The organism is Arthrobacter echini, assembly GCF_008107445.1.
GTDB lineage: Bacteria > Actinomycetota > Actinomycetes > Actinomycetales > Micrococcaceae > Arthrobacter_D > Arthrobacter_D echini_A.
Genome location: NZ_VSLD01000005.1, coordinates 141,706 through 158,064 on the forward strand (window position 1 = coordinate 141,706; position 16,359 = coordinate 158,064).

Here is a 16,359-nt window from a genome sequence, read left to right on the forward strand (position 1 = left end):
ATCGCTGGGATCGACGAGGACACACCGCGCCCGATCCCACCGATCAAGCCCCAAAACTGGGATCGAAGACCATGCCCAGCTCACCCCCACCGCTCGAGAGCCAATACTGGGATCGACCGAACGCACGACACCTGCAGCTGCGAAGGTCCCACCGGTCGGGACCCACCAGTGGGAGCGACCGCTTGTTCCCACTGCTTCAACGCCAGTGATGGGATCGACGAGGACACACCGCGCTCGAACCCATCCCTTCAACGCCAGTGATGGGGTCGACGCCGATAGACGGGCCGGACGGCTCGGTCGAACCGAGGAGAAATGCCAGCGCCGCGGCCCCACCCGAAGCTCGGCGTCCAGACACCAGTGCCGCGGCCTCGCCCGGACACGGAACGCAGGAAGGCCAATGGATCGATGATCCATCGGCCTTCCCGTGCTGATCACTCAGCTGGTGTCACAGGTTGAGCTGGTGCTACTTGTTGCCGGTCGGGGTGGTCGACTGGGCGGGGCCCGTCAGGAGCTTGTCGACCGGATTGACGGAGGGGAGCTGGGCCGTGGCCTGACCCTTGCCGTCGACCAGAACGGTCACGTAGGTCGTTGCAGAGGATCCTGCGTAACTCACGCGGCCCACGTAGGAGCCCGGCGCAAGCCCGGTCCAGGTGAGCGTGACCGTACCCGAGGTGCCGTTCGCCAGGCGAAGCGGATTGGGCGTCACCTTTGCATTGTTCTCATCGCCGCCCAGGATCGCAGCGTCGATGGTGCCGGTGGCCGGCTTGCTGTCGGTGCTGGAGTACAGATTGGCGATGATGCGGTAGGCACCGGGAGCCGGATTCTCGAGCGTGATCGTCTCACTGGAGTCGGACGTCGCCACCTGGGTGACAGCGCCGGCCGGGGTGATGAGGAACATGTCGAAGTCCGCCGCCGGATCGTCCGAGAGGACCGAGAACTTCGCCACCGGAGTGCCCTCGGGGACGGTGACGTCCTTGACGGCGTTGGAGGCGTTGTTCCCGTTGGAGAGCCCACCGGGAACCAGGCTGATCGCTGACGAGTCGGCCTTCGACAAACCCTCGAGCGTCATCTTGATCGGGGTGTTGGTACCCGACGTGACATCGAAGGTACCGCTGCCATTGGCGCCGGCGGACGTGAAGCCGACCTCGGCAGGCGCATTGACGGCCTGGGGACGGACGGCCACCGGGGAGGTGACCTTCTTGCCCTGACCGGACCAGGTGAGCGAACCCTTGGCGAACTCTCCGAAGGCGGCGCCCTGGTTCTCGAAGGAGACCTTGAACGTGCGGGTCTCGCCGGCGGCGCTGAAGTTCAGGATCGACGGCGTGACCGTGACCTTCACTCCGGGCACGTTCGAGGTGGCGCGGTAGATGCCGGGCGTCACGGCGGTGACCGTGCGGGTCACTTCGGTGCGTCCGGTCAGGTTACCGAGAGCGAAGGACGGCACGTTGGTGTCCTTCGCGGCGACGGCCTCGAGGCCGTCGATCCCGAGGTCGAGCCCGGTGCCCTGGATGAAGCGGAGGTAGTCGTCGGCATCCTGGTCGTACACCAGACCCGGGCTGAGGACGCTGGCCGGGTTGATGTGACCGGCACCCACGGCGAGGACGTCGGTCTCGACGCCGCCGGATGCGGTCTTCAGCGGGTAGGCCGTGGTCATCATCGCGGACTTGACCGCGGCGGGCGACCAGTTGGGCTTCTGCCCGAGGACCAGAGCACCGAGACCCGCGACGTGCGGCGATGCCATGGAGGTTCCGGACAGGAACCCGAACTGCTCACCGTTCGAACCGACGGTGGAGACGCCTGCGAGGACGGCGACACCGGGAGCGGTGATGTCCGGCTTCAACAGATCGGAGTCGGTGGCCAGGAGCGGCCCGCGCGAGGAGAAGCCGGCCACCTGCGGTGTGGGAGGCAGGGGCTTGCCGGTGGTGTCCGTGGGCTTGAGGGCAACCTTGATCGACGGGTTCGCCGCGACCTTCGCCTTGAGCTCGATCGCCTCCGGAGCGTTCACGTGCACGGTGGGGACTGCATGCACATCGGTGTCCGTCGAGGAATCGACGAGGTTCACGAGGATCATGCCGACGCCGCCGGCGCGGGCGACTTCGTCGCTCTTGTCGGTACGGGCGATGGCGCCGCGGTCGCAGACCACGATCTTGCCGGCGACCTTTGCCGGGTCGAGCGTGTTCGCGCCACAGAGATTCGGACTGGCTGCTCCCGCTGCCGCGACATTCGCTGCGATGACGACCGGGCTGGCCGGGACGCCGTTGCGCATGATCGACGCTCCGCGGTACTTGGACCCGTCGGAGAACTCGGCCGTGCCCTGCAGCTCGTAGCTGAAGGTGCTGGCGGCAACGGTGGTCATCCAGGGTCCGCCATGGTTGACGGTGCTCGCGGTGGGACCGGAGTTGCCCGCGGAAGCCGCGACGAAGACGCCGGCGGAGGTCGCGGACAGGAAGGCCAGGGACACGGGGTCCGTGGTCGTCGTCGTGCTGCCCGAGATCGAGTAGTTCAGGACATCCACGCCGTCGAGGATGGCCTGGTTGATGGCAGCGATGGCGGCGGAGGAGTAGCAGCCGCCGGTATCGGGATCGGTGTCTTCCCAGCAGACCTTGTAGACGGAGATCTTCGCTTCGGGAGCCACGCCCGACGACTCACCGAACGAGCGGCCCGCGGCCCGCTGCTCCACGCCGGAGTTGCCGGCGGCGGTGCTCGCGGTGTGGGTGCCGTGGTTGTCGATGTCCACCGGGGAGATGACTTCCTCGGGCGCCCGCTCGGCGGCCGGGACGTTGTCGAGGAAAGTGTCCGCGAAGTAGCGGGCCGAGACGATCTTCGAGTTGCAGAGGCTGCCGTCGAAGTCCTCACCGACCTGGCACTCGCCCTCGAAGGTGGTGCCGTCGCTCTTGAGCATGGCGATGGTACCCGCGGCCGTGAGGTAGGGCTCGCCGACCTTGGGCTGCTGCTTACCCTTCAGCGGCTTGACCTTCTTGCCCTCGAAGAAGGGGTTGTCCGGGGCGTAACCGGTGTCGATCACGCCGACGACGGTTCCCTTGCCAGCGTTCTTCTTGCCGCCGAACTGGGTCTTCCAGGCTCCCTTGCCGCCGTCGAGGCCGAGGAAGTCGATGCTCGAGTAGTCCGGGGCGTTCTCGACGTCCGGCGCAACGAGGAGCACGTCGTCGCTCTTGGCCAGCTGGACCGCCTGGCTGGTGCTGAGGTCGGCCGCGAAACCATTGATGGCCGCCGTGTAGGTGCGGGCGATCTCGACGTTCTCCTCGGCAGCGATGTTCTCCTGCTTCGACTCGAGGAACTCCGAGTACTGCTGGACGTTCTCAGCGGTGGCATCGAGCTTGGCGCCGTCTTCAGGTTTGGTCGGCGCCAGTCCCTCCACTCCGCCCTCGTAGGTGGCTACCGGCTTGTCGGCGAGTACGACGATGTACTTGCCGTCCGGGTACTGAGCAGGGTCCAGATCCTTGGCCGGCGCTTTCTGGGGCGAGACCGAGGTGGACGGAGTGGGTGCTGCGAACGCGGCGGGTGCCACGGCGGTCGAGGTGACCAGTAACGGCAGACCCAGGACGATCGCCGTGGCAGCGCGCAGCGTACTGCGGCCCTGCACGGCTTTTCTCCGTTGTGTCATAAGAAGGTTGTGCCTCTCGTCAGTGTGCGGGCCGGCCTGTGCCGTTCCCCCTGTGCCGCGATCTCCTGGTTAGGACCCCCTGCCTGTGATGATGCTCACAGACGTCGCGGCGAGGACAAACTTACCCGAGGCAACACACCTTGACCAGCAACTCCGGCGGGCGATTCCCAGAATCTTCGCAGGGTATTTACGCCCATCGATACGGGTGATAATGAGAGAGTGCCCCACCGTCCGCTCCGCCTCTCCGAAGGAGAGTGGCAGGACCGCCGACACCGGCACCGGGAGCGCGTGTCGAGGTTCGCGGATCCCTACCTGGACCGCCGCTCACGCGGCGAGAAGCATCCCGTGGAAGACTTCCTCTTCACCTACTACAGCCAGAAGCCCGGTCAACTCCTCCGCTGGCATCCCGGGGCAGGCGTGCTCCTCGAGGGCGGCGCAGCAGCCGAACGCGCAGACTGGAAGTACTACATTCCCGACGACGACGGTGTGCGCGTCGATGCCCGACGGTTCGCCGAGGAGCGACGCGAGGCCATCGACTTCGCGCGCGTGATCCTCGCCAGGACGACGGCCCGGCCCGCCCGGTTCGGCTGCTTCGGACTCCACGAGTGGGCCATGGCCTATCGCTCGACCGTCAACGGCGCGCGCCACGAGTACCTCCAGTTGCGTCTCGGCGCAGCCGGCACCGACGACGTCGTCGAGGGCTCCCGTCTTCGCTGCACCCACTTCGACGCATTCCGCTTCTACGCGCCGGAGGCCGAACCGCTCAACGAGCACACGCCCACACGACAGACCCAGCGCGACCTCGAACAGCCCGGTTGCCTGCACGCCAACATGGATCTGTACAAGTGGGCATACAAGCTCACTCCACTGCTGTCGAGCGACCTCGTGATGGACTGCTTCGAGTTGTCCTGGCGTATCCGGACGATGGACATGCGCGCCTCACCCTACGACCTCGAAGCCTGGGGCTACTCACCCATCGCCATCGAGACCACCGCCGGCAAATCGGAGTACGTCCAGCTGCAGCGCGGTTTCTCCGAGGAGTCCCAGGCCCTGAGGGAACGGCTCCTGCGTGACCTGGAGTTCGCGCTCGCCACGCCCTGAACCGGCACGCGTCGCGGCCGCCGTCCGTTGTCCGGGCATCAGCCGCTAGGCTGGGGGGCCAGCCGAAGGGGACATCATGGCAAGCACATCCGGGGTCTCGCCCGCATCCGCGCCATGCCGTTTCGTGAGGAGGGTCGTGGTTCCGCTCGCCGCCCTGTCCCTCGCACTCTCGGCCTGCACCACGAGCGGGCCGGGCGCCGGACCGACAGCCGAATCGACAGGAACGGAAAGCCCCGTGCAGTCACCCACTCCCCAACCTCCCGCATCCTCGGTCCCCGCCTCGCCGACGGGACAGCCAGCGCAGACGGGACCCACGGCGGACAGCACACCGGCGCCCTCCGGCTCCACGCCCGATGCCGCGGCGACGAGCGCGACGTTGACCGTCTCCATCCAGCAGGACGCCTCATCCGAACCGGTGCAGTACGTCCTCGAGTGCGTCGACGGTGCGCCCGGACCGGCGTCCACCCTCCCGAACGCGGAGGCCGCCTGCGCCCGGCTCGCGCAGCTCGGTACCGACTTCTTCACGGCCCGACCCGACAAGGACATCATCTGTACCCAGCAGTACGGCGGCCCGCAGACAGCGAGCATCACGGGGGATCTCGACGGGACCTCGGTGCTGGCCTCGTTCGCCCTCACGGACGGCTGCCAGATCTCGCGCTGGAAGCAGGCCCAGGACATCCTCGGAGCCCCCGGGGCCTAGGAAGCACCCGGGGCACAGCGGCCGGCCCGGACGCCGTCGGGTGCCCGGTAGACTTGACGGGCAAGCTCGCGGAGCGCTCGTGTCACCCGGATACAGCGTGAGACGGCACTCCCGAGCTCCTGCACGACTGCTGGAACCGCCAGCATTTGCCGCTCACGCACAGGAGTTGCCGGATGCCCCGGATTGTTGTCGACGTCATGCCGAAGCCCGAGATCCTCGATCCGCAGGGTAAGGCCATCGCAGGGGCTCTGCCCCGCATCGGGCTGACCGGGTTCGCCGCCGTCCGCCAGGGCAAGCGATTCGAACTGACGGTGGACGGTGAGATCACCGAGCAGATCCTCGAGCAGGCACGCCACGCCGCCACCACCCTGCTGTCCAATCCTGTGATCGAGGACGTCACCCGCGTGGAGGTCATCGAGGAGGACGCCCCGTGACCAGCACGAGCATCGAGACGCCGCTGATCGGCGATCTGCAGTCCATGACCGGCAACGACGACGGCCCGCTCGCCGCAGTGAGGGTGGGCGTTGTGACGTTCCCCGGCTCGCTCGACGACCGCGACGCGATGCGGGCGATCCGGCTCGCCGGGGGTAGCGCCGTCGAACTGTGGCACGGCGACCACGATCTGCAGGAGGTGGACGCCGTGATCATCCCCGGCGGCTTCTCCTACGGCGACTACCTGCGCGCCGGCGCCATCTCACGGTTCGCCCCGCTCATGGAACAGATCACGCAGGCGGCCACCGGCGGAGCGGACGCCCTGCCTGTCCTCGGCATCTGCAACGGGTTCCAGATCCTCACCGAGGCGCACCTGCTGCCCGGGTCCATGATCAAGAACGAGCACCTCCACTTCCTCTGCCGGGACCAGCGCCTGCGCGTGGAGAACGCCGACACGCACTGGACCGGTGAGTACTGGGCCGGCGAGGAAGTGGTGATCCCGCTCAAGAACCAGGACGGGCAGTTCGTCGCCGACAATCGGACGCTCGACGAACTCGAGGGTGAGGGGCGCGTGGTGTTCCGATACGTGGGCGGGAATCCCAACGGGTCACGCCGCAATATCGCCGGCATCTCGAATACGGCAGGCAATGTGGTGGGCCTGATGCCGCACCCCGAGCACGCGGTGGAGGCCGGATTCGGTCCGGATTCCTCGGCACGCGGCGAGGTGGGGCTCCGTGGGGGTACCGACGGACTCGGGATCTTCACGTCGGTACTCAGGAAGCTGGTGGGCTAGATGACGGCAGAGGCAATGTCCAGGAAGTTCAACATCGACACGGTGGCGAACGCCGAGGCGACACCGGGTCAGGATCTGCCCTGGGCCGCGCTGGGGCTCACGGAGAGCGAGTACCGGCGCATCGGGGAGATTCTCGGCCGCAGGCCCACGGGCGCCGAGCTCGCCATGTACTCGGTGATGTGGAGCGAGCACTGCTCCTACAAGTCCTCCAAGGTGCACCTGCGCCAGTTCGGGGACAAGGTCACCGACGCGATGAAGGAACACCTCCTCGTGGGGATCGGCGAGAACGCCGGCGTCGTGGACATCGGCGACGGCTGGGCCGTGACCTTCAAGGTGGAGAGCCACAACCATCCCTCCTTCGTGGAGCCATACCAGGGCGCCGCGACCGGCGTCGGCGGGATTGTCCGCGACATCATCTCCATGGGCGCACGTCCGGTGGCCGTCATGGATCCGCTGCGCTTCGGAGCGATCGACCACCCCGACACCGCCCGCCTGGTCCACGGGATCGTGGCCGGGATCGGCGGGTACGGGAACTCCCTGGGGCTGCCGAACATCGGCGGCGAGGTGGTCTTCGACGCCGTCTACCAGGGCAATCCCCTGGTCAACGCCCTCGCCGTGGGCGTGCTGCGGCACGAGGACATCCGGCTCGCCAATGCGTCCGGCACCGGCAACAGGGTGGTGCTCTTCGGGGCACGCACCGGCGGAGACGGGATCGGCGGCGCCTCGGTGCTCGCCTCGGAGTCCTTCGACTCCTCCAAGCCGTCCAAGCGCCCTGCGGTGCAGGTGGGTGATCCGTTCGCCGAGAAGGTGCTGATCGAATGCTGCCTGGAACTGTTCAAGGCCTCCGTGGTGGAGGGCATCCAGGATCTCGGGGCGGCGGGGATCTCCTGTGCGACGTCGGAGCTCGCCTCCAACGGTGACGGCGGCATGCACGTGGAACTGACCAACGTGCTGCTGCGCGACCCGTCCCTGACCCCCGGCGAGATCCTCATGTCGGAGTCGCAGGAGCGCATGATGGCCGTGGTCACTCCCGAGAATGTGACCGCGTTCGAGGCGATCATGGACCGGTGGGCCGTCGAATACTCGTGGCTGGGCGAGGTCACCGACACGGGCCGCCTGATCATCGAATGGGATGGCGAGACGATCGTGGACGTGGATCCGCGCACCGTTGCCCATGACGGCCCGGTCTACGAGCGCCCCTATCATCGGCCCAGCTGGCTCGACCGCGTCCAGGCCGATGCCTTCGACGCCGAGCAGCCCACCGATCTGCGCGCCGCTGTGCTCGAGCTCATGGCCTCGCCGAACATGTGCTCGAAGGACTGGGTGACCGATCAGTTCGACCGCTACGTGCAGGGCAACACCGCACTGGCCATGCCCGACGACGCCGGTGTGGTCCGGGTGGACGAGGAAACCGGCCTCGGCGTCGCCATCTCCACCGACGCGAACGGCCGCTACTCCTACCTCGACCCGTACGAGGGCGCGCGCCTGGCCCTCGCCGAGGCCTACCGCAACGTGGCAACATCGGGCGCCGAGCCACTCGCCGTCTCCGACTGCCTGAACTTCGGCTCCCCGGAGGATCCCGAGGTCATGTGGCAGTTCGCCGAGACCGTCCGCGGGCTCGCCGACGCCTGCCAGGAACTCGGCGTCCCGGTGACCGGCGGCAACGTCTCGCTGTACAACCAGACCGGCGGCGTTGCGGTGCACCCCACCCCGGTGGTCGGCGTGCTGGGCGTGTTCGACGACGTCGCCCGGCGGACGCCGTCGGGCTGGCGCGAGGACGGTCAGGCCATCTACCTCCTCGGGACCACGAAGGACGAGCTGGACGGCTCGGAGTGGGCGAATCTGCACGGGCACCTCGGCGGGAGGCCCCCGGCGCTGGATCTGGCCGCGGAGAAGACGCTCGCGGCGATCCTCGTCAATTGCTCGCGCGACGGCATGATCGACGCCGCCCACGATCTCTCCGAGGGCGGTCTCGCGGCGGTCCTGAGCGAGATGGCGCTGCGGTTCGGCGTCGGCGCGCGCATCGGGCTCGACGAGCTGTGCGAACGCGATCGGATCGACGCCTTCACCGCGCTGTTCAGTGAGAGCCAGGGGCGCGCCGTCGTCGCCGTGCCCCGGTCCGAGGAGGTGCGCTACAACGACATGTGCACCGCGCGGAACTACCCCACCCTGCGGATCGGCGTGGTGGACACGGAGAACGAGGCGCTCGATCTGCAGGGCTACTTCAATCTGCCGCTGGACCAGCTCCGCGAGGCGCATCAGGGAACGCTGCCGAGGCACTTCGGCTAGGACTGCGGAGCAGCTGGAGCCGCGCTCAGCCAGCTTTGGGCAGGGCGGTGACGACGACGTTCTTGCCCCACGGGTCCTCGGTGTAGCAGCTGATGAGGACCACGCGGTTCGGCACGACGTTCCAGATGTCGCTGTCCTTCAGGGTGTCCTTGTCATGCGTGGTGACGGAGTCGACGACGAAGGTCATGATGCCCGTCCCCGTCGTGAGGCTGAACTCCTTCCCCACGAGGGACTCGTCGCTCAACCGGTTGAAGGGTGCGTCCCGGCCCTCCCAGCTGTGACCGGCGATGTAGGTGGTGTTCACCGAGCCGTCGCCCGGAACACCGTAGGAGGTCAGCCAGTAGGCGTCGATCGTGAGCGGCGGGACGAGTGTCTGTGCGGCGAGTTCCGTCCCGCTCGGGGTGAGTGGCAGGACTCCCATGTGGATCCCCGCGGCGGGGAAGGTGAATCCGGTGGGTGCGGAGGCCGCCGGGCCGCGCTCCGGCGCCGGGGGCGGCGTGGGCGCCGTCGGGGCAGGCATTGTGGCAGGCGACGACGGTGTTGCGACGGCGGAGAGGGTCGGCTGCGCCGCAGGGGACGTGGCAGCCGGCTCCAGCGGCAGGACCGACGCGGCGATCGCCAGACCAAGGGCCGCCACGAGGGGTAGGGCCAGCCAGCGCCGGCGGAGTGAGGTCTTCGACGGCGCTGCTGTGAGTTGTCGCGTGGAGTCGTCGAGTCCCGCCTCCACCGACGCCGGGGTGTCGCGCTCCGATGCGGGCTCGCGGGGGGCGGCCGCCGGGCGGTCGGGATCCTCGCCGTCCGGCACGGCGGAACTCGCGTCCGTAGGATCGTCCGGCATGTCGTGCTCCTTCATCCCTGCGATGTCCTGACTCGAGTCCTGGCCGGGTGCCGTCGGGCCCGGACCCGCGATCCCTCGATCACAGGTCCGGGCCGGTCGTCGTGCAGTGCTAGCGCTGGGCGCGCTCGAGGCGGCGCATGCGTGCGGCCGTGGCCATGGGGACGGCCACACCGGCGGCCAGCAGCGCTGCGATGAGTGCGAGCGCCGGACCTCCCGTGTCCTCGGCGGCGGCAGCGGTCTGGACATTCAGCCCCTGATTGGTGGCGACCGGCGCCGGAGCAACTGGGGCAACACCGGGAACCACCGCCGGGGCTGCCGGTGCCGCGGCTGTCACGGGCACGACGGGTGTCGCGACCGGCGCCGGGACCACGACGGGCGTGACCGGATCCGCACCGATGGCGCTCGCGTCGCACGCTGCGAGGAACGCCTCGAACAGACCGAGCAGTTGATCGGCAACCGCCTCACCCACGCCCACCTGACCGAGGAGACCCTGGACCTCCTGGGCCGCGGCGTCGAGTTCCAGCTCCGCGGCAGCCAGCGCCGGGTCCTCGAAGGCCGCCTGGACAGCGGCATCGGCGGCGTCCGAGTCCGCAATGGCGGCCAGTTCCAGGTCTTCGGCCGCCTTGAGCGCCTCGCGGGCCTTGATGACGCGCTCATCGTTCTCGGGTTCATCGTCGGTGTCGACATTCTCCGCAGTGGCCAGGGCGACCGCGTCGTCGACGCTCTGCTGTGCGACGGCCACGGCAACCTCTGCGTCCTCGACGAGCTGGTAGGTGCGGTCCGCCTCGTCGAACAGTGCCTCGAGACCGAGTGCCGCTGCGATGCTCTCGTACTTCTCCTCCGCGATGACGACCGCGTCGGTTGCCGCTTCGAACCGGTCCACGAAGTCGACGGTGATACCGGCCGCCGCCAGTGCCGCCTCGAACTGCGTCGAGGCCTGCAGGCAGGCGGCGTCGCCGGGAGCGGCCGAGGCCATCGGGGTGCCGAGGAACAGTCCTCCGGCCAGAAGGGTTGCCGTCGACCCAGCAGCGACCCACTTCTTCGGAACAATCATTTTCGCGTCTCCTGAAACACGTAGTATCCCCCGGGCCATCCCCGACGGCGCAGCTGCGCAACCACAGGGAAGCGGCGTCCTCCGAGGAGGGCGCCGCAGGGTTCCATGATGTCGCCGATCGTGAGACCAGGGTCCGATACTGGATGAACCCTGTGCGATCGCTGTACGACTCAACATAGGGCCACCACGGGGTCGCGACAAGAGACGCGACATGCGGGCGCCCATAACACTTCGGTATCGATCGGAGCCGCGGCGTTCGACCCGCAGGGGCGCCTGATCAGCCGCCTGCCGCCAGCGCCTCGGCAGCCTTCGCGTACCGCGTCAGGACGTAGCGCTGCCCCAGCCGGGTCACGGGAGCCGCGAGCCGGTACAGCGCACTGGCCGGGACGCTGTAGGCCGAGCAGATGAACAGCACGCGGTTGTCGGCGGTCAGCTCCGCGTAGAAGCCCTCCTCGCCCCGCACCGGATGACCGGGCAGTGTGCCGTACCCGAAACCTCCGCGTTGCCCCGGCACTGCCCGGCCTGCGCCGTCGAGCTGCGGGTCCCTGGCCCACAGGACCCGGCAGGGTGCCTTGATCCGCGCCGGGCCCACCCCGAGCCCGGACGTGACCTGTACCCCCGGCGCCGCGCGGTCGGCGTCGGACTCCATGGTCAGACCCGCGCCGCGGTGCAGGTCCCAGGCGAGGATCCCCTCCGTGAGTGCGATGAAAGCGGCCGACGGATCCTCCGCGCTGATCTCGTGGGTCTCCACCATGACGGTGTAGCCGGGGGGCCAGCCGCCGTCGAGCGACGCGGGATAGGGCCTGTCGGTGGCACCCTGCTCCTGGTACGTGAACTGCTCCATACATGCTCCTTCTTCCGGGGCAGGCATCCGATCGGCCAGGCTTGTCCTTGCCTGAATCCGGATGCCGTAGGCCGGATGCTACGGGGTGTCAGAGACCGAGCGCCGGCCCCTCGATGGCGGGGCACGCGTCCATGACGACGTCGAGCCCGGCGTCAGAGGCCCGCTGTGCCGCGGCCTCGTCGATCACGCCCAGCTGCAGCCACACGGCGCGCGCTCCGACCTCGATGGCCTGGTCCACCACCGCTCCCACCTTCTCGGAGTTCACGAAGCAGTCGACCACGTCGATCTGCCCCGGTACGTCCGAGAGCCGCGTGTAGCCCTGCTGCCCGTGGACGTCGTCGCCCTTCAGGCTCACCGGGACGATCTCCATCCCGAGCCCGTCCATCAGGTACCGCGAGACGCCGACGGCCACGCGGCGTGGGTTGCTGGACAGTCCCACCACGGCCCAGCGGCCGTGCCCGGTCAGGAGCCTTTCGATCACGTCGGGATCGTTCTGGTGCGCCATGGTGCCTCCTGGTGCTTCTGCGTCGATTGTTACGGTCTCTATTACACGTCCTCGCCGTCCGATTTTGTTCACCCGCGCCTCCGAGCGTTTCATGGGAGTGACCATCCCGAGCGGCTGAGAGACCTGGATCAGTGACGCCGCAGCAACCCTGGTTGTCCGCATCACCCTGATGCCGGGCAGTAACGAGGTTCGAGCCATGGGACCACCGGCAGCGGTGGCAAGGCTCGATCCGTAGGGTGCTCCCGCCAGGATCGATGGAGACACGATGACTGCACTTCTGACGCCGGGCAGCACCCACCCGCACCACGACCACAGGGCCTTCGGCATCCGCTTCTCCCGGCTCGGGCAGAGTTTCGGCGCGGCGGAGAAGCGGCGCGCCGTCCTCCGCGATGTGAGCCTCGAGGTCCGCCCCGGTGAGATCCTTGCCATCCTCGGGGCCAGCGGATGCGGCAAGTCCACCCTGCTCCGGACGGCGGCCGGCCTCGACACTCCCGATACGGGCGAGGTGCTGATCGACGGCGACCCCGTCCGCGGCATCGACGAACGATGCGCGGTCGCGTTCCAGGAGCCACGTTTGCTGCCGTGGCACACACTCCGGGCCAATGTGGCGATGGGTCTGCCCAGATCCTCCAGCGCGAGTGCGGGCAAGGCCAGGGTGCTTGAACTGCTGGAGCTCGTGGGGCTCACGGCCTTCGCGAAGCACCGCCCGCGTGAAGTCTCCGGCGGCATGGCCCAGCGCACCTCCCTGGCGCGTGCGCTTGCCAGGAATCCCGGGGTGCTCCTCCTCGACGAACCGTTCGGCGCGCTCGATGCGCTCACGCGCATCAGGATGCAGGACCTTCTCCTGGACGTCCATCGTGTCAAACCCACGACCGTTCTGCTCGTCACCCACGACGTCGACGAGGCGTTGCTCCTCGCAGATCGCGTCCTCGTCCTCGGACCCGGTGAGGATGAACACGGCTCCACCGTCGCGGAGCTCCTCCCGGTCCCGGGTACCCGGCCGCGGGGGCGCACCTCGGCGGATCTCGCCGCGCTCCGCAGCAGCCTGCTCTCGATGCTCGGCGTCGACGGCCACTAGGCCCCTCGGCGCCCTTCCCCCTCCTCTCGCCGCACATCGTGCGCGCGTGTCCTCCTGCCTACCCTCCGAAGGATCCATCATGCATCGCACCCTCCTGCCCCTGAGCCTCACGGCCGTCCTCGCCGTCGGCCTGACCGGCTGCCTCGCCGGAGAGGACGCCTCCACCACCCGGTCCACCGACGAGCCCGGTGCCACCGAACTCACCCTCGATTTCGCGACCTACAATCCGCTGAGCCTGGTGATCAAGGACCAGGGCTGGCTCGAGGACGAACTGGCCGATGACGGCGTCAGCGTCACCTGGGTGCAGTCGGCCGGCTCGAACAAGGCGAACGAGGCGCTGCGGGCGGGCGCCATCGACGTGGGCTCCACCGCGGGATCCGCAGCGCTCCTGGCCCGCTCGAACGGCTCGCCCATCAAGACCATCGACATCTACTCGCAGCCCGAGTGGTCGGCCCTGGTCACGGTGGAGGGCACGGGGATCACCGGCGTCGAGGACCTCCGCGGCAAGTCCATCGCGGCCACGAAGGGGACGGACCCCTACTTCTTCCTCGTCCAGGCACTTGAGGCCGCCGGGCTGGACAGCTCGGAGGTGACGGTCCAGAATCTGCAGCACGCCGACGGGTGGGCCGCCCTGAACAACGGATCGGTGGACGCGTGGGCCGGACTGGATCCGATCATGGCATCGGCGGAGCAGGAGGGCGCCGATCTGTTCTACCGGAACATCGACTTCAACACCTACGGCTTCCTCAACGCCACCGAGGACTTCCTCACCACCAGCCCCGAGCTGGCGCAGACCGTGGTCGACGCCTACGAGAAGGCTCGCCAGTGGGCCACGGAGAATCCGGAGGAGACAGCGCGCATCCTCGCGGAGGAGGCGGGCATCGACGTCGAGCTGGCGACGACGGTAATCGTGGAACGGACGAATCTCGACGTCGACCCCGTCCCCGGTGAGGCCCAGCGCCTCGTCCTCGAGACCGTGGGAGCGAACTTCGTGGAGACCGGCGACGTCTCCTCGCAGGACTCGATCGACGAGGCCCTCGACACGCTCTTCGACGAGAGCTTCGCGACGAATGCTGACCCCGACGCCATCGGCGCGGCCTCGTGAGCCAGGGGTCCAGGACCGCCGTCCATGCCCGGACCGCTGCGTCCCGCACCGGTCAGCGGGGCGTTGTGGAGGACGACGCGACGAGCCGGTATGTGCGGGAATCCGCTCGCCCCGATCCGACCGGCACATCGGCAGGAGCACTCACGCGCCGCCCTGTGCGCCTGATGCTGGGGCTGATCGTTCCCCTTCTGGTCCTCGGGGCCTGGCAGTCCAACGCGGTGATCGGCGTCTTCAGTCCGGTCCAGTTGCCGCCCCCGGCGGCGGTCCTCGCGGCCGGCGCCGAACTGGCCGCCCGGGGTGAGCTCTGGCTCCATATCATCATCTCCACCCAGCGCGTGCTCATCGGCTTCGCTATCGGCTCCGTCCTCGGCCTCGCCGTCGGAGCGCTCCTGGGCCTCTCCCGACTGGCGGATGCGCTCCTGACGCCGGTCGTCGGCGCATTGCGCGCGGTACCCTCGCTCGCCTGGGTGCCGCTGCTCATCCTGTGGATGAAGATCGGGGAGGATTCCAAGGTGACGCTGATCCTCATCGGCGCCTTCTTCCCGGTCTTCACCACCGTCTTCGTGGCGTTGCGCCACGTGGACCGTGATCTCGTGGAGGCGGGGCGGGCCTTCGGGCTCCGCGGCATGCAGCTCCTCACCACGGTGCAGCTGCCGGCGGTGGTGCCCGCCATCTTCTCGGGCCTGCGTCTGGCGCTGGCCCAGGCCTGGCTCTTCCTGGTGGCGGCCGAACTGATCGCTTCGTCGCTGGGGCTCGGCTTCCTGCTGATCGACTCCTCGAACAACGGGCGCACCGATCGGATCTTCCTGGCGATCATCCTGCTCGCCGTCATCGGCAAGGCGACCGACGCACTCCTCGGGCTGGCCGAACAGTGGGCGGTACGGCGCTGGACCTGACCCTCACGTTCTGCACAGTCCACATTAAAAGGAAGCGGCAGGTGCCCCGTCCAAGCACCTGCCGCTTCCCGCATGGGATCGCTCCTGGGTCAGCGTGCGACCCGGACGAACTGTGCACCCGGCAGATCCGAGAGGGGGTGCTGCATGGTGAGGTTCCGCCCGTTCATGCCGCTGCTGATGACCTGTCCACCACCGGCGTAGATGGCCACGTGGCCGCCGGTGACCACCAGATCGCCGGGAGCCGGGCTCGAGACGGGTGTGCCGTAGTTCAGGAACTGCAGGGGACCGAGATCTCCCACAGGGATGCCTGCTGCGCGCAGTGCGACCTCTGCCAGCACGGTGCAGTCCTGGACGGCGCCGGCAGCGAGCTGCGCCTGGGCCGAGCCGAGGATGATGCCACCGAGGTTGCCTGCTGCAGGAGCGCTGACCACGGGGGTGGCCTTGGGCGCGGTCCTGCTGTTGATCCCGGTGGAACTGAGCTGGTAGTCCGAGGCAGCAGCAGCCGGGGCCGCGTAGGAAGCGGCAGCAGGGGCCGCGTAGGCGGCGGGCGTCGAGACCGCTACCTGCTGGGCAACGGGAGCAACGACGGCGGCCTGCTCAACGGCGGGGGCGATCGCTGCCACCTGCTGGGCAACGGGTGCGACGACGGCCGCCTGCTGTGCGGCGGGAGCGACGGCGACGGGCACGGAGACCGTCCGGACCGGTGCGGCCACTGCGCCGGCGCTCGGCAGGACGATGCTCTGTCCCGGCATGATGACGGAGTTCAGCGAGAGACCGTTCACGGCCAGGACGGCGGTGAGGTCCACGGCGTAGCGTGCGGAGATGGCGCCGAGCGTGTCGCCTGCGACAACCGTGTGGGTGCCGGCGGCGGCAGGAGCGGCGACGACGGCCGAGGCCGACGTGGTGCCCTGCTCCGTGTAGGTTCCGGCCTGTGCCGTACCCATGGCGCTGAGGGCGAGGCCCGAGGTGACGGCGACGATGGCGACGGGACGGCCGACGGTCGTGGCGTGTGCACGGGCTGCACGGGACAGACCCTGCAGCGCGATGTTTCCGTCGACGGCCGCGCGGTGGCGTGCCGGTGGAGTGTTTCGTGACATGT

General features: G+C 68.6%; 14 protein-coding genes. 8 read left to right on the plus strand and 6 right to left on the minus strand.

Annotated elements, in window-relative coordinates:
• Positions 1-463 precede the first annotated feature (463 nt).
• The gene (locus tag FQ377_RS11125) at positions 464-3,625 is read right to left on the minus strand and encodes a S8 family serine peptidase (protein ID WP_148601334.1); all 3,162 of its coding nucleotides are present in this window, start codon (positions 3,623-3,625) and stop codon (positions 464-466) included.
• Positions 3,626-3,844: 219 nt separating this feature from the next.
• Between FQ377_RS11125 and FQ377_RS11130 the strand changes: the two genes are divergently transcribed.
• The 5 genes from FQ377_RS11130 (at position 3,845) to purL (ending at position 8,940) form a co-directional block, all read left to right on the plus strand.
• A complete protein-coding gene (locus FQ377_RS11130; protein ID WP_148601335.1) occupies positions 3,845-4,726 on the plus strand; it encodes a 3-methyladenine DNA glycosylase in 882 nt (293 codons plus the stop codon).
• A 76-nt stretch (positions 4,727-4,802) separates the two neighbouring features.
• On the plus strand, positions 4,803-5,426 hold the full coding sequence (locus FQ377_RS11135) for an SSI family serine proteinase inhibitor (protein WP_148601336.1): 624 nt from the start codon (positions 4,803-4,805) through the stop codon (positions 5,424-5,426).
• Positions 5,427-5,599: 173 nt separating this feature from the next.
• On the plus strand, positions 5,600-5,860 hold the full coding sequence (purS, locus tag FQ377_RS11140; protein WP_148601337.1) for a phosphoribosylformylglycinamidine synthase subunit PurS: 261 nt from the start codon (positions 5,600-5,602) through the stop codon (positions 5,858-5,860).
• Between the two features lie 44 nt (positions 5,861-5,904).
• On the plus strand, positions 5,905-6,651 hold the full coding sequence (gene purQ / locus FQ377_RS11145) for a phosphoribosylformylglycinamidine synthase subunit PurQ (RefSeq protein WP_148601394.1): 747 nt from the start codon (positions 5,905-5,907) through the stop codon (positions 6,649-6,651).
• A complete protein-coding gene (gene purL / locus FQ377_RS11150) occupies positions 6,652-8,940 on the plus strand; it encodes a phosphoribosylformylglycinamidine synthase subunit PurL (RefSeq protein WP_148601338.1) in 2,289 nt (762 codons plus the stop codon).
• A 25-nt stretch (positions 8,941-8,965) separates the two neighbouring features.
• Here the strand turns inward: purL and FQ377_RS11155 are convergent, their stop codons facing one another.
• The 4 genes from FQ377_RS11155 to FQ377_RS11170 all read right to left on the minus strand — a co-directional run bounded on the left by FQ377_RS11155 (position 8,966) and on the right by FQ377_RS11170 (position 12,181).
• Positions 8,966-9,778 (minus strand): class F sortase, encoded by an 813-nt coding sequence (locus tag FQ377_RS11155; protein ID WP_262364413.1) that lies wholly within the window; start codon positions 9,776-9,778, stop codon positions 8,966-8,968.
• 109 nt (positions 9,779-9,887) lie between these two features.
• On the minus strand, positions 9,888-10,832 hold the full coding sequence (locus tag FQ377_RS11160; RefSeq protein WP_148601339.1) for a hypothetical protein: 945 nt from the start codon (positions 10,830-10,832) through the stop codon (positions 9,888-9,890).
• Between the two features lie 277 nt (positions 10,833-11,109).
• Positions 11,110-11,676, minus strand: coding sequence for a DUF1990 family protein (locus tag FQ377_RS11165; protein ID WP_148601340.1), 567 nt, complete (start codon positions 11,674-11,676; stop codon positions 11,110-11,112).
• 88 nt (positions 11,677-11,764) lie between these two features.
• Positions 11,765-12,181 carry a CoA-binding protein gene (locus tag FQ377_RS11170; RefSeq protein ID WP_148601341.1) on the minus strand — a complete coding sequence of 139 codons (417 nt, stop codon included), beginning with the start codon at positions 12,179-12,181 and terminating at the stop codon, positions 11,765-11,767.
• A gap of 265 nt (positions 12,182-12,446) precedes the next feature.
• Here FQ377_RS11170 and FQ377_RS11175 point away from each other — a divergent pair, with 265 nt between their 5' ends.
• The 3 genes from FQ377_RS11175 (at position 12,447) to FQ377_RS11185 (ending at position 15,260) form a co-directional block, all read left to right on the plus strand.
• Complete coding sequence (locus FQ377_RS11175) at positions 12,447-13,259, plus strand: ABC transporter ATP-binding protein (protein WP_148601342.1); 813 nt, start codon at positions 12,447-12,449, stop codon at positions 13,257-13,259.
• A 79-nt stretch (positions 13,260-13,338) separates the two neighbouring features.
• Positions 13,339-14,364, plus strand: a complete 1,026-nt coding sequence (locus FQ377_RS11180) for an aliphatic sulfonate ABC transporter substrate-binding protein (protein ID WP_148601343.1) — start codon at positions 13,339-13,341, stop codon at positions 14,362-14,364.
• Positions 14,365-14,456: 92 nt separating this feature from the next.
• Positions 14,457-15,260 carry an ABC transporter permease gene (locus tag FQ377_RS11185; RefSeq protein WP_262364423.1) on the plus strand — a complete coding sequence of 268 codons (804 nt, stop codon included), beginning with the start codon at positions 14,457-14,459 and terminating at the stop codon, positions 15,258-15,260.
• An 89-nt stretch (positions 15,261-15,349) separates the two neighbouring features.
• On the opposite strand, the gene FQ377_RS11190 is transcribed toward FQ377_RS11185, so the two are convergent.
• Positions 15,350-16,357, minus strand: coding sequence for a LysM peptidoglycan-binding domain-containing protein (locus FQ377_RS11190; protein ID WP_148601344.1), 1,008 nt, complete (start codon positions 16,355-16,357; stop codon positions 15,350-15,352).
• Positions 16,358-16,359: the final 2 nt, after the last annotated feature.

Coding starts and splice junctions, on each gene's coding strand:
- FQ377_RS11125 (WP_148601334.1), bottom strand. CDS start 3,625: ATGACACAACGGAGAAAAGCCGTGCAGGGCCGCAGTACGCTGCGCGCT.
- FQ377_RS11135 (WP_148601336.1), top strand. CDS start 4,803: ATGGCAAGCACATCCGGGGTCTCGCCCGCATCCGCGCCATGCCGTTTC.
- purS (WP_148601337.1), top strand. CDS start 5,600: ATGCCCCGGATTGTTGTCGACGTCATGCCGAAGCCCGAGATCCTCGAT.
- purQ (WP_148601394.1), top strand. CDS start 5,905: ATGACCGGCAACGACGACGGCCCGCTCGCCGCAGTGAGGGTGGGCGTT.
- purL (WP_148601338.1), top strand. CDS start 6,652: ATGACGGCAGAGGCAATGTCCAGGAAGTTCAACATCGACACGGTGGCG.
- FQ377_RS11155 (WP_262364413.1), bottom strand. CDS start 9,778: ATGCCGGACGATCCTACGGACGCGAGTTCCGCCGTGCCGGACGGCGAG.
- FQ377_RS11160 (WP_148601339.1), bottom strand. CDS start 10,832: ATGATTGTTCCGAAGAAGTGGGTCGCTGCTGGGTCGACGGCAACCCTT.
- FQ377_RS11165 (WP_148601340.1), bottom strand. CDS start 11,676: ATGGAGCAGTTCACGTACCAGGAGCAGGGTGCCACCGACAGGCCCTAT.
- FQ377_RS11170 (WP_148601341.1), bottom strand. CDS start 12,181: ATGGCGCACCAGAACGATCCCGACGTGATCGAAAGGCTCCTGACCGGG.
- FQ377_RS11175 (WP_148601342.1), top strand. CDS start 12,447: ATGACTGCACTTCTGACGCCGGGCAGCACCCACCCGCACCACGACCAC.
- FQ377_RS11180 (WP_148601343.1), top strand. CDS start 13,339: ATGCATCGCACCCTCCTGCCCCTGAGCCTCACGGCCGTCCTCGCCGTC.
- FQ377_RS11190 (WP_148601344.1), bottom strand. CDS start 16,357: ATGTCACGAAACACTCCACCGGCACGCCACCGCGCGGCCGTCGACGGA.